This window comes from Salinimicrobium sp. TH3 (genome assembly GCF_026676115.1).
Lineage (GTDB): Bacteria > Bacteroidota > Bacteroidia > Flavobacteriales > Flavobacteriaceae > Salinimicrobium.
In genome coordinates this window covers 206,317-218,881 of sequence record NZ_JAPONB010000004.1, presented here as the reverse complement: position 1 = coordinate 218,881, position 12,565 = coordinate 206,317, and the positions used below count along the sequence as shown (strand labels likewise).

Genomic DNA, 12,565 nt, shown 5'->3' with positions numbered 1-12,565 from the left:
ACAGCTTTATTTTGCCATAATTATCTTTTCAAACGAGCGTCCATCTGCAGTACTTAGCTTGCAGATATAAGCACCGGAGGGAAGCCCACTTCTGTCGAACTCCACTTCATGATCCACATTAGCTCCCGCAAGGCCATTGTGTAGAGTAGAAACTACTTTTCCCGAAAAATCATAGACTTCTACCAGCACCTGTGCATCTGCATTTACTCTGAACTGAATTTTTGATAGCTGGCGGACGGGATTTGGTGTTATTTTAAGAAATTCCAATATTTCTGGGGACAGGCTTATAGTTTGTATTGAGGCCATAGCCGGAGCTGTGTAATCTCCTACATAAAAAGGTCTCATCATGTCATGGTCTTCATGAGAAAGGATATGGCAGTGCCATACGTATTCTCCCGGTTTGTCAAAAAATGCTTTAACTCTTGCTACTTCGCCGGGAAGAATTATAAAAGTATCCTTGCGGCCGGCATTCTCAGGGGCAGGAGGGGAAGGACTTCCCAAAAGAGTCACAGAAGAGCTGCTACCGGCCCCAAATACAGAATTATCAACGTCAAATTCTTGAGTTTCGATAACCTGGAAGTGTACAAGATGTAGATGAATGGGATGGGCATCGGGTGTGGTATTATATATTTCCCATATTTCTGTAGCACCTAATTCAGGATTTTCAGTTAATTCATCCATGTAGGTGAGAGCACCTTGGTCAACAGTTCCCAGGGATGGCATTAAACGTCCATACTCATCGGTATTCTCAAATAGAACCAGTTCCCGGGTGTTTGAAGAATTCTTATCAACTGTCGAAGAAGTCTTTCGAAGATTTTCCGGGATTTCACTCATATCATTATCAGTGAGTGGGGTAACTACTTTGAAAGCCATAATTTGTCCGCTCGTTTGGGGATTAACTGTGACCCCATAAGGATATGGAGAACGGGCAGTGTTTTTCATGATCAATGTCTCTCCCCAGAGTTCGGGTGCTGAAAAGTCGACAATAACATCTACTCTTTCACCCGGACCAATTAGAATCTTGTCTCTTACTACCGGTGCATCCAAAAGACCACCGTCTGAGCCAATTTGGGTAAAAACCACTGGTAAGGAGAGATCATAAAATCTGGAATCGGAACCATTGAGAAGACGTAGCCTGTATTTCCTTGGCTGCACATTGAGGAAGGGCCAAACTTTCCCGTTAACAAGGATGAAATCCCCAAACATTTCTGGTAAAATGGAGTTTTCAAACGTAATAGGTTCATTAGTATCCGGGTCAAAACCTGTAAAGGTTTGTGAGGGGTAAAACAATTGTCCATCTGCCGTAAACGACCTATCCTGAATTGCCAGCGGAACTTCAAATTCACCTTTGGGAAGGTTTAAGGCATCTTCATGATCATCTCTTAAAAGGTAGAAGCCGGCGAGTCCGGCATAAACATTTAAGCGGGTAATTCCAATAGTGTGGTCATGATACCACAAGGTTGCGGCTTCCTGACTGTTGTCATAAGTAAAAACTCCTTTATTATTGAAAAAGTTAGAGCCTGTATATCTAAAGTGAGGGGTATACCATGCTTCAGGATGACCATCGCTATCGGCATCAGTATGTCCCCCGTGAAGGTGGGTAACGGTAGGGATGCCATTAAAATCCTTTCCCTTTCCCCAATCAGGTAAAACTCCGCCCATATCAGTTCCTGCCCAATGAATGTTTCTATCAATGGTGAGTAAATGTTTTTCTGGCAGATCATTAGTCCATTTTATTTTTATGGGAATTCCTGAACGAGCCTCAATTGTAGGTCCGGGATAAGTTGCCTCATCCTTAAGACCATAACCCCAAACTTTTGTTTTCTTTCCAAATGGCTTTCCCTGTGAATTTACAATTCCCAGATCCTGGACGGTTTGTTCAATGAATACTTCATAATCAATTTTACCCTTGTTGGTTGGCTGCAAAACCGAAGGAAAGGGAAGAGGATTTTCAAATTTTGGATGAAGTAAAGGATCTAGCAAAGGCACCTGTGCCATCAACTGTCCTGAAAATAACAAGCTTAATAAAATGAAAAGCTTTGTTCCATAGGAGAAATTTTTTTCCATAATAAAAGATTTAAAGATTAAACACTCGGGGGGAAAAAATAAAAAGCCTATTGGGGAAATTAACGCCACAGTGGAGGATGCGAAATATATCATACTGTGATGATTTAAATTTACAGTAAAAAAGGATCTAATATTAAAAAAGATTTATTTTTTGATAAAATTTTTAAAATGCATTAATAATGTAAGGCTCTAAAATTTAGATTGTTAGTTCTTGATAAATGATTAAAGGACGAGTAAATTTTTGTCGCCAGACGATAATTTTTTCTTCATCAATTTGTTTAAGTTTCTGCCTCCTTCAATTTATCACGAAAACGTTTGAGAAATTTTCAAAAACCTGATCCTTATCATTATTCCCGCGTTGTTTATAATGTAATTTTGGAGTCCAATATAAAGCAGGAAATAAATGATGACCACTACGCCGCTCACAGACCTCGAGATTGCCCAAGACATCAAATTAAAACCTATTACAGAAATCGCCCAAAAGCTCGGCCTTGATCCCGACGACATTGAGATGTACGGGAAATATAAGGCGAAGATACCTCTTAATAAGATTGACAGGACCAAGGTAGATAACAGTACCCTTATCCTGGTTTCGGCTGTTTCTCCGACTCCTGCAGGAGAAGGGAAAACGACAGTTTCCATAGGCCTTTCAGAAGCTTTAAACAGGCTGGGGAAACAAACTACGGTGGTCTTAAGGGAGCCTTCCCTGGGGCCGGTATTTGGTATTAAAGGAGGAGCAACCGGAGGAGGGTATTCGCAGGTATTACCTATGGAAGACATTAATCTTCATTTTACCGGAGATTTTTCGGCCATTGAAAAAGCCCACAATCTCCTGGCAGCTCTGGTGGACAATAATATTCAGTCAAAAACCAACAACCTGGGTATTGATCCACGTACCGTTTCTTTAAAACGGGTAATGGACGTGAATGACCGCTCGTTGCGAAATATTGTCATTGGCCTTGGCGGAACGGGTTCCGGTATTCCGAGGGAAAGCGGTTTTGATATTACTGCAGCTTCAGAAATTATGGCCATCATGTGCCTGGCCGAAAATCTTGAGGATCTAAAAGGTCGTTTAGGAAACATTTTTATCGGTTTTACTTTTGATAAAAAACCAATTTACGCCAGGGATCTTAATGCTGAAGGCGCCATGGCAACTCTTCTTAAGGATGCGCTTAAACCTAACCTGGTACAAACCATTGAAGGGAATCCTGCCATTATTCACCTGGGACCATTTGCTAATATTGCACAAGGGACCAACTCCGTTATCGCTACCCGCATGGGAATGAGTCTTTCGGACTATACAGTTACCGAAGCCGGATTTGGTTTTGATCTTGGTGCAGAAAAGTTTCTTGATATTAAATGTCAGAGTGCAGGTCTTGCACCAAAGGTTGTGGTGATGACCACAACAATAAGAGCATTAAAATATCATGGTGGGGCACCTCTTTCTTCCCTTACTATTCCTAATGTGGAAGCTTTGAAAAAGGGATTGCCAAACCTGGAGAAACATCTGGAAAATGCCCGTCAATTTAATATTACTCCGGTAATAGCAATTAATAAATTCTTTAGCGACAGTGACGAGGAAATACAAGTGATCCAGGAACTGGCCGAAAAACTGAATATTAAAGTTGCTCTTTCAGATGGTTGGGCAAAAGGAGGGGAAGGAGCGCTTGACTTGGCTCGTAAAGTAATTGAAGCTATTGAAGAAGGGAAATCAGAGTTTAAACCACTGTACAGCTGGGAAGATTCGGTGATCCATAAAATAGAAACTATAGCCAAAAAAATCTACGGTGCCGAAAAGGTCGAATTTGCACCAAAAGCTATGCGTGACTTAAAGACCATTACTAACCTTGGCCTGGAAGGTCTTCCGGTTTGTATAGCCAAAACGCAGAAATCCCTTTCAGATGATCCTATACTTCTTGGAAGACCAACAGGATTTACATTGAATGTACGTGAAATAGAGATTGCTTCCGGAGCGGGATTTTTGATCCCAATTACCGGAGATATGATGCGCATGCCGGGGTTGCCTGCACACCCTGCATCAGAAAATATAAGTATTGATTTGGAAGGAAATATTTCGGGGCTAATTTAGGGGCAAGATTTATTAACTTCTAGAAAAGAACCTTCCGGCATTTCCCACTGGAAGGTTTTTTATTTTTCTAATTTTCACACCTTCCTAAGCAAGTGATCTTTTGAATATGTAATTTGGCCGCCACGCATCAATTCTTGCATCGCTGACTTTCAAATGATCCAAACCCTGTCCATCTTTTCAAAATAATCCCGGAGACGTTTAGTTCATGGTATCAAAGATTCTTTTGGGGACTTTTCAGAATTAAAACTGGCCGTCATTACTTGTATTTTGATGGATTATACTTAAGTTTAAAGATATATTTAAGCAAGAATACTCACTTTGGTCTCAAAGGTCAAAACGGGATCAACTGAATATCATTTCAGGTATTTAAATTCTTTTGTGGAAAGATGAAAACTTCAGAATTTGCTCCCGGAAGTAAAATTTTTTATCTGAATTTTCAGAAGAATTTTGATATACCTTTGATTAAAATATTTTAAAATTAATGAAGAAATTTTTAGTTGTAAATAAACCCGAAAACTGGAATTTATCCCTTGAGAACATGGAGGTAATATCGGCCCGGGATTATCTTACAAACCCCAATTTTTTTCAGCTTAAAAAAGCCCGGATCTTCAATCTTTGTAAAGACTATTCGTACCAAAGTCAGGGTTATTACGTTTCTCTCTTGGCTGAAGCTCGTGGCCATCTTGCCATCCCAACAGTGATGAACCTGGTAGACCTTAGGGAACCAAAGCTGGTGAAGATCGTATCAGATGAGTTTGATGACCTTATTCAAAAAAGCTTAAAAGGAATAAAATCTGCTGAATTTACTCTTAGTATTTATTTTGGTCAAAATGTGGCCCAAAAATACCGGGAGTTAAGCGCGATGTTTCACAGGCATTTTCAAATTCCGTTTTTAAGGGTGAAATTCTCTTATAGCAATAAATGGAACATAAAATCTATCAAGGCTTTATCTGAAGTTGAAATCCCCGATGATCATAAGAGCTCCATGCGGGAATTCGCAATTCAGTATTTTGCGAAAAAGAGGTACGATACCCCCAAAAATGAAACTTCTGAATATGATCTTGCCATCCTTGTTCAGGATCACGATCCCGCTCCACCAAGTAATCCTAAAGCTTTAAAGAAGTTCGCCGAGCTGGCTGAAAAAATGAACTTTTATGTGGAATTTGTGTCTCCAAAAGACCTCTCCAGGCTCTCGGCATTTGATGCGCTTTTTATAAGACAGAGTACAGAGGTAAATAATGACGCTTATGCTTTTGCCCGAAAAGCACAACAGGAAGATATAGCCATTGTGGATTATCCCGATGCTATCCTCAAGTGCTGTAATAAAGTTTTTATGGCCGAAGCCCTTGAAAACGCGGGAATTCCTACACCAAAGACTATCATTGTTCATAAGGATAACCGAAATAAAATTATTGAAAAGACAGGTTTGCCCCTGGTCTTAAAATCTCCCGATTCCACTTTTTCATTCGGAGTCAAAAAAGCCTCTACAGCCGAAGAGTACGAAAAACTGGTAGGGGAGATGTTGAAAAAATCTGAGCTTGTAATAGCCCAGGAATATACCCCTTCAGATTTCGACTGGCGCATTGGGATACTTGATGATAAACCAATATTTGCCTGCCGTTATTATATGGCGAAAGGCCACTGGCAAATATATAACTGGAATGCAAAGAAGAAAGATGATAACGAAGGCGATGCAGATGTGATCTCCATTGAGGATGTGCCAAAAAAGATACTGGATGTGGCCTTAAAATCGGCCAAACTAATGGGGAAAGGATTATATGGGATCGATGTTAAAGAGGTCAATGGAAAACCTCTGGTGATCGAGATTAATGATAATCCCAACATTGATTTTGGCATTGAAGATCGCTATTATGGTGATAAAATTTATATTGAGATTCTTACTGCCCTTAAAAACCGGCTGGATAAAAAAACCGAATGAGTTATAACCTTTTTGAAGTCTATGGAATAGAACTGGAGTACATGATAGTGAACTCCGCTACCTACAAAGTAAATCATATCGTAGACAAGCTATTTATAAAAAAAAGCGGCTCCATCACCTCAGATGTGGAGAACGGAAAAATTGAGTGGAGCAATGAACTGGTTGCCCATGTGGTGGAACTTAAAACCAACGGCCCAACTGCAGATCTCGAAACCTTGGATGTCCTTTTTGCAGAAAACGTAAGGGAGATGAACCGGCTTTTGAAAGATTTTGACAGCGAGCTTCTACCCACAGCTGCACATCCACTAATGAATCCCGAAAGGGAAATGCAGCTATGGCAGCACAGTTACAGTAAAATCTACGCCCTGTATAACCGTATTTTTGACTGTCGTGGACATGGCTGGAGTAATGTACAGAGTATGCACATCAACCTGCCTTTTTCGGGAGATGCACAATTTGAAAAACTCCATGCTGCCGTGCGTATCCTGCTGCCTATTATCCCGGGGTTGAGTGCCAGTTCTCCTATTTTTGAAGGGAAAATTACCGGTTTTAAAGATACCAGGATGCATGTCTATAAAACAAATCAAAAAGAGATCCCAGAGATGACAGGGAAGGTGATCCCTGAACAGCTTTTCTCCAAACAGGAATATCACACCGGGATATTTGAGCCCATCAATAAAGCAATTAGGCCTCATGATACCGAAAATATCCTGGACCATCACTTTCTCAATTCCCGTGGGGCCATAGCACGCTTTGATCGTGGCGCAATAGAAATAAGAGTTATTGACATACAGGAATGCCCTAAAGCCGATGTTGCTATCGCTGTGCTCATTATTGAAGCATTAAAGCTTCTGGTTAGCGAGGAATTGGTTACTCTTGAAGATCAAAAGCAATGGCACGAAAATGACATTTTTGAGATCTTTAATGCAGTGATCAAAGATGCTGAACAAACGCTTGTTGAAAGTGAGAAGTTTGCTGCTATTTTTGACTTGAAGGCCCCTGTAAGTGTAAAGCAAATTTGGGAAAAGATCTATTCTCTTGTAAAAGAAAATATATCTGAAAAACATCAAGAAAGTATAGAATTCCTGCTTCAAAATGGCAGCCTTTCAACAAGGATCTTAAATGCTTTGGGCGAAGATCCTTCAGAAGAAAACCTCTTGAAGATCTATAAAGAGCTGGGGCAGTGTTTGCAGGAGAACAGGATGTTCTTGAGTAATAAGACGGTAAAGACCAATTAACCAGGTATCAAAATTTAAATCTTGAATTTATTTCTAACATGTGAACACGCCGGTAATGAGATCCCGGAGAAGTACGAAGAGTATTTTTCTAAAGCAGGGGAAGTGCTGGAAACCCACCGCGGCTATGACCCGGGAGCATTAGATCTCCTGAAGCATTTGTCTCCCCTGGCAATTTTTAGTCAGGAGTATATGATAAGCAGACTCTTGATTGAGCCAAACCGTTCTCTGGGGCACCCACAGTTATTTTCAGAATTTACTGTACAACTTCCGGAGGCTCAAAAAGAGGAATTACTGCGAGAATATTATTTGCCTTACAGGAATTTTGTTGAGGGAAGGATTGCAGATTCAATTTCAGAAGGGAAAGAGATAGTGCATATTTCTGTCCATACTTTCACTCCCGAATTAAATGGGGAGTTAAGAGATGCCGATATTGGTTTGTTGTATGATCCCGTGAGAAAAGCTGAAGAAGAGTTCTGTCATGAATTCAAGAACCAGATCTTTCGACAGAATAGTGATTTAAAAACCTGCTTCAACTATCCTTACCTGGGGGTTGATGATGGCTTCACTACTTATCTTAGACAAAGGTTTCCAGATCATTATGTAGGAATAGAGTTGGAAGTCAATCAAAAATACGTGCAGGAAAACAAAATGGAAAAGCGCCTCAAAAATGACATTTTTGAAGCGCTTTCTAAAGTTTTAAAAGAATCAATTCTTAGCCGTTAAGAGTTGATTCAAGAGTGATCTCGGTATTTAGTAACCTGGAAATGGGACAATTTTCTTTGGCGTCTTTTACGAGTTCATTGAATTTTTCCTGGGAAATTCCCGGTACTTTGGCGGTTAGTATAAGATGAGATCTTTTCACAGTGCCGTCCTCAAAGGTTATTTCACTTTTGACTTCCAGCTCTACGGGATTAAAATCTTCCTTACTTAAATTTGCAGATAACTGCATGGCAAAACAGCCCGCATGGGCTGCCCCTATGAGTTCCTCGGGATTAGTTCCTTTTTCATCTTCAAACCGGGTATGAAATGAGTAAGGCGTTTTTTGCAGTACCTGACTTTGGGTTGATAAATTTCCTTTTCCTTCTTTGATCGTGCCGTGCCATACGGCTGTTGCTTTTCTTTTCATTGTTGTAGTTAGTTTTGATTTTTAAGAGATTTCATATCTATTACAAAGCGGTAGCGCACATCTGCACTTAAGGTTCTTTCATAAGCTTCGTTGATTTGATCGATGTTGATCATTTCTACTTCTGAAACTATTCCATGCTCTGCACAATAGTCCAGCATCTCCTGAGTTTCCTTAATTCCTCCAACAAGAGAACCAACAAGGCTTCGTCTCTTCATGATCAACTGCGCTGCCTGTACTTCTGAAGGTTTGGGAGGTATTCCCAGCAGTACCATAACACCGTCTGTTTTAAGAAGGTTGAGGTACTGGTTGTAATCGTGTTGTGCCGAAACAGTATTGATGATCAAATTAAACCGTCCCGCCATGTTTTTCATATTTTCTTCACTGGTAGTGAGTTGAAAATGTGCAGCACCTAATTCATTGGCATCCTGCTCTTTTCGTGGAGAGCGGCTTAGCATAGTAACTTCGGCACCCATTGAGGATGCTAATTTTACCGCCATGTGCCCTAATCCACCAAGGCCAACCACACCAACTTTGTCCCCTTTTTTAACATTCCAGCGACGAAGAGGAGAGTAGGTGGTAATTCCCGCGCATAAAAGTGGAGCTACGGCATTAAGCGGCAGTTTATCAGAAATTTTTAATACAAATTCTTCTTTTACTACTATGTGAGAAGAGTAGCCCCCATAGGTGTGAACCTCCCGATCCAGGGGTGAAGGGGAATTGTAAGTAGCTGTAGGACCTTTAAGACAATACTGTTCTAAATCTTCTTCACAATTTTCACAGTGACCGCAGGAGTCGACAAAACAACCTACGCCCACAGTATCTCCTTCTTGATATTTAGTTACTTCCTTCCCAACGCGGGTAACTTTTCCCACTATTTCATGTCCGGGTACGCAGGGATATTTCGTGCCGCCCCATTCGTTGCGGGCGGTATGAATATCGGAGTGGCAAACGCCACAAAAGAGGATTTCGATTTCGACATCCCCGGGCCCCGGCTCCCTTCTATCAATTTTGAAAGGTGCAAGATCTTCATTTGCCGTCTGGGCTGCATAGGCATTAATATTTTTCACAATTTCTTTTTTAGTAATGAGTTCTGAAGATACGATATAACCATTAAAAGTTCTTTGAAACAGGTTAAAATATACGCTCCATAAATCTATCGATTAAATAATTTTAATAAAAAAGATGCCCCGAAACAATTCGGGGCAGTTCTTTTTTTATTAGAATGTTATGATCTCTTAAGGTAAATCACAGCCATGGGAGGTATAGTAAGAGAAAGAGAATGTTTCTGCCTGTGTGCCGGCAATTCCTGACTTTCAATTTTTCCGTGATTCTTAACATTACTGCCTCCAAGTTTTTCGTCATCGCTGTTAAAGATCTCCTTCCAGTCTCCTGCTTCCTGCACTCCAATCCTATAGTTCTCCCTTGGTACAGGGGTGAAGTTGCACACCACAAGAATGTTGTCTTTAGGATCATTTCCCTTTCGTAAAAAGCTAATAATACTGTTTTCTTCATCATTATAATCCACCCATTCAAAACCTTCTGGGGAAAATGCTTTTTCATATAAGGCAGGTTCCTTTTTATAGAGCTCATTTAGCTCCTTAAAAGTTTCCTGGACTTGTCGATGTGGAGCTTCATTGGTCAAATGCCACTCAAGACTGGAATCATGGTTCCATTCTGTACTCTGCCCGAATTCAGCTCCCATAAAGAGAAGCTTGGTTCCGGGGTGAGAATACATATAGGAATATAACGTTCGCAGGTTCGCAAACTTGTTCCAGGTATCCCCCGGCATTTTATTAAGAATGGATTGTTTTCCATAGACTACCTCATCGTGTGACAACGGAAGCATGAAATTTTCTGTAAAAGCGTAATTCGTGCTAAAAGTGATCGTATTATGATGATGTTTTCTGTGAACTGGATCCTCACTAAAATATTTAAGGGTGTCATGCATCCATCCCATCATCCACTTCATTCCAAAGCCAAGTCCACCAATATAGGTGGGTTTGGAAACCATTGGCCATGCTGTGGATTCTTCGGCAATGGTAATGGCATCGGGAAACTCTTTGTAAACTACTTCATTGAATTCCTTAAGGAAACTAATAGCTTCGAGGTTTTCTCTACCCCCAAATTCATTTGGCTCCCATTCTCCTTCTTTTCTGGAGTAATCAAGGTACAGCATTGATGCCACTGCATCTACGCGCAATCCATCGGCATGGAACTTATCAAGCCAGAATAATGCGTTACTAATAAGGAAGGAGCGTACTTCATTACGGCCATAGTTAAAGATGTAACTCTGCCAGTCCGGGTGGAATCCTTTTTGGGGATCGGCGTGTTCGTAAAGATAGGTTCCGTCGAAATAGTGTAACCCATGGAGATCTGAAGGGAAGTGGGAGGGAACCCAGTCCAAAATTACTCCAATCCCTTCCTGGTGCAGGCTATCAATAAGCTGCATAAATTCCTGCGGCGTCCCAAAACGGCTCGAAGGAGCAAAATATCCTGTGATCTGGTAACCCCAGGATCCAAAAAACGGATGTTCCATTACCGGCATAAACTCTACGTGAGTAAAGCCCATCTCCTTAATGTACTTTGGAAGTTGCTCAGCAAGTTCAAGATAGCTAAGAGAACGCAGATCATCTTCTGGAACTCTCTTCCAGGAACCTAAATGAAGTTCATAAACAGACATGGGTTGCGGTTTTCCGTTTTTCTTTGCCCGGTCCTTCATCCAATCATTATCCTTCCAGGTATTCTCAAGATCCCAGACCATAGAGGCGGTATTTGGTGGCGTTTCCCATTGAAAGGCAAAAGGATCCCCTTTGTCGGCTTCATAACCATTTGTTGATCTAATAAAATATTTGTACAAACTGCCTTTTTTGGCATCGGGTATAAATACCTCCCAGATACCTGAGTTGTCCCAGCGGGCGTTCATTGGATGTGCTTCTCTATCCCAGTTATTAAAGTCCCCAACTACCGAAATTTTTTCGGCATTGGGAGCCCAAACTGCAAAATAGACTCCTTCGGTTCCCATATATTCCATGAGGTGAGAACCCAGTTTGTTGTAGAGGTGATAATGTTTTCCTTCTCTAAATAAGTGAGTATCGAACTCTGTAAAAAGAGTGGCCTCTACAGGTTTATCTGAAGAGGATTTTTGCTCCTGTTTTTTATCTGTGGTAAGGTCTTCTACTGTTTCCTTCGCCTTTTTAGCAGCTGCGGTTACTTCTTCTTTACCGGGTAAAATTTCCTCTAGCTTTTTCTTAGCTTTTTCTGCTGCCGGGATCACCTTTTCCGCTAAACCTCCGGCTGCCGCTTTTACATCCTCGGGATCGGGAATGAGATCCTTTGCTTTTTTCTCAAGGTCCTTTTTAGAACCTTTTTTGGATGATACCGTTTTTTTAATCTTACCGGCTGTTTCTTTAGCCGCATCTTTTAAATCTTCGGAAGGAGAAGTGTTGGGCAACTTCATTTTCTCTTCGGCGCTTATTCCCGGAACCTTTTTTTGGCGGGACATTTTCTTTGCCGGTTTTTTTTCTGCCTTCTTTGCTTCACTTTTAGGAGTAGCAGCGGCTTTCTTCCCTGCCGATTTTCGGGTGCCGGTTTTCTTCTCAGGATTCTCCTCTGGAGTGGTTGTAACCTTGGTTGCCGGTGCAGCCACATCGGGCACCTGATCATCTGTCAAAGGCTTCTGAAATTTTGCCGGTTTAGACTGCGTATCCTGCTTTTTCTTTTCTGCAGATGTTTTCCTGGCCTTGCTTTTAGGTTTAGGTTTGACAGCACTATTTGCATCGGGCATTTTAGTTTTGGGTAAACCTGTTTTTAGCTTTGTTGGCTTGGTTTTCTCTTCAGAGGTTGACTTTGCCTTTGAGGTAGTAGATTTTTTGGTAGCTGAAGTTTTCTTTGCTGCCGTTTTCTTTTCAGAAGTTGATTTAACCGAAGAGGTTTTTTTAGTGTCACTTTTCTTCGGGGTTTTACTTCCTACACCTTTTGGTCCCTTCACGTCCCCCGATTCTTCGGCAGAAGTATTTCCTTTATCTATAGGAGCTTTGGGAGCCTTTCCGGTTTCTGAAACATTTTTATCTATATCTTTTTTGTTATTGTTTTCTTTCTTAGCCATA

Annotated in this window: 8 protein-coding genes; 4 read left to right on the top strand and 4 right to left on the bottom strand. The window is 41.0% G+C overall.

Features of this window, described 5'->3' with window-relative positions; translation table 11 throughout:
• Positions 1-6 precede the first annotated feature (6 nt).
• Positions 7-2,067, bottom strand: coding sequence for a multicopper oxidase domain-containing protein (locus OU683_RS08430; protein WP_268137166.1), 2,061 nt, complete (start codon positions 2,065-2,067; stop codon positions 7-9).
• Positions 2,068-2,470: 403 nt separating this feature from the next.
• Here OU683_RS08430 and OU683_RS08425 point away from each other — a divergent pair, with 403 nt between their 5' ends.
• From OU683_RS08425 to OU683_RS08410, 4 genes are all read left to right on the top strand, one after another.
• A complete protein-coding gene (locus tag OU683_RS08425; RefSeq protein ID WP_268137164.1) occupies positions 2,471-4,156 on the top strand; it encodes a formate--tetrahydrofolate ligase in 1,686 nt (561 codons plus the stop codon).
• Positions 4,157-4,637: 481 nt separating this feature from the next.
• Positions 4,638-6,095: a RimK family ATP-grasp domain-containing protein gene (locus OU683_RS08420; protein WP_268137162.1), complete on the top strand. Its 1,458-nt coding sequence runs from the start codon at positions 4,638-4,640 to the stop codon at positions 6,093-6,095.
• Complete coding sequence (locus OU683_RS08415; protein ID WP_268137160.1) at positions 6,092-7,333, top strand: carboxylate-amine ligase; 1,242 nt, start codon at positions 6,092-6,094, stop codon at positions 7,331-7,333. The genes OU683_RS08420 and OU683_RS08415 overlap by 4 nt, the downstream gene beginning before the upstream one ends.
• Positions 7,334-7,354: 21 nt before the next feature.
• The gene (locus tag OU683_RS08410) at positions 7,355-8,056 is read left to right on the top strand and encodes an N-formylglutamate amidohydrolase (protein WP_268137158.1); all 702 of its coding nucleotides are present in this window, start codon (positions 7,355-7,357) and stop codon (positions 8,054-8,056) included.
• Here the strand turns inward: OU683_RS08410 and OU683_RS08405 are convergent.
• The 3 genes from OU683_RS08405 to glgB all read right to left on the bottom strand — a co-directional run bounded on the left by OU683_RS08405 (position 8,046) and on the right by glgB (position 12,564).
• Positions 8,046-8,459, bottom strand: a complete 414-nt coding sequence (locus OU683_RS08405; RefSeq protein ID WP_268137156.1) for an OsmC family protein — start codon at positions 8,457-8,459, stop codon at positions 8,046-8,048. The two genes, OU683_RS08410 and OU683_RS08405, sit on opposite strands and share 11 nt — an antisense overlap.
• A gap of 8 nt (positions 8,460-8,467) precedes the next feature.
• Positions 8,468-9,526, bottom strand: coding sequence for an NAD(P)-dependent alcohol dehydrogenase (locus OU683_RS08400; RefSeq protein WP_268137154.1), 1,059 nt, complete (start codon positions 9,524-9,526; stop codon positions 8,468-8,470).
• Positions 9,527-9,684: 158 nt separating this feature from the next.
• Complete coding sequence (gene glgB / locus OU683_RS08395; protein ID WP_326493546.1) at positions 9,685-12,564, bottom strand: 1,4-alpha-glucan branching protein GlgB; 2,880 nt, start codon at positions 12,562-12,564, stop codon at positions 9,685-9,687.
• Between the last annotated feature and the right edge of the window lies 1 nt (position 12,565).

What these genes read in the sequence shown, in the direction of transcription:
- glgB (WP_326493546.1), bottom strand. Translation starts at nt 12,564, where the DNA reads ATGGCTAAGAAAGAAAACAATAACAAAAAAGATATAGATAAAAATGTT.
- OU683_RS08425 (WP_268137164.1), top strand. Translation starts at nt 2,471, where the DNA reads ATGATGACCACTACGCCGCTCACAGACCTCGAGATTGCCCAAGACATC.
- OU683_RS08420 (WP_268137162.1), top strand. Translation starts at nt 4,638, where the DNA reads ATGAAGAAATTTTTAGTTGTAAATAAACCCGAAAACTGGAATTTATCC.
- OU683_RS08430 (WP_268137166.1), bottom strand. Translation starts at nt 2,067, where the DNA reads ATGGAAAAAAATTTCTCCTATGGAACAAAGCTTTTCATTTTATTAAGC.
- OU683_RS08415 (WP_268137160.1), top strand. Translation starts at nt 6,092, where the DNA reads ATGAGTTATAACCTTTTTGAAGTCTATGGAATAGAACTGGAGTACATG.
- OU683_RS08405 (WP_268137156.1), bottom strand. Translation starts at nt 8,459, where the DNA reads ATGAAAAGAAAAGCAACAGCCGTATGGCACGGCACGATCAAAGAAGGA.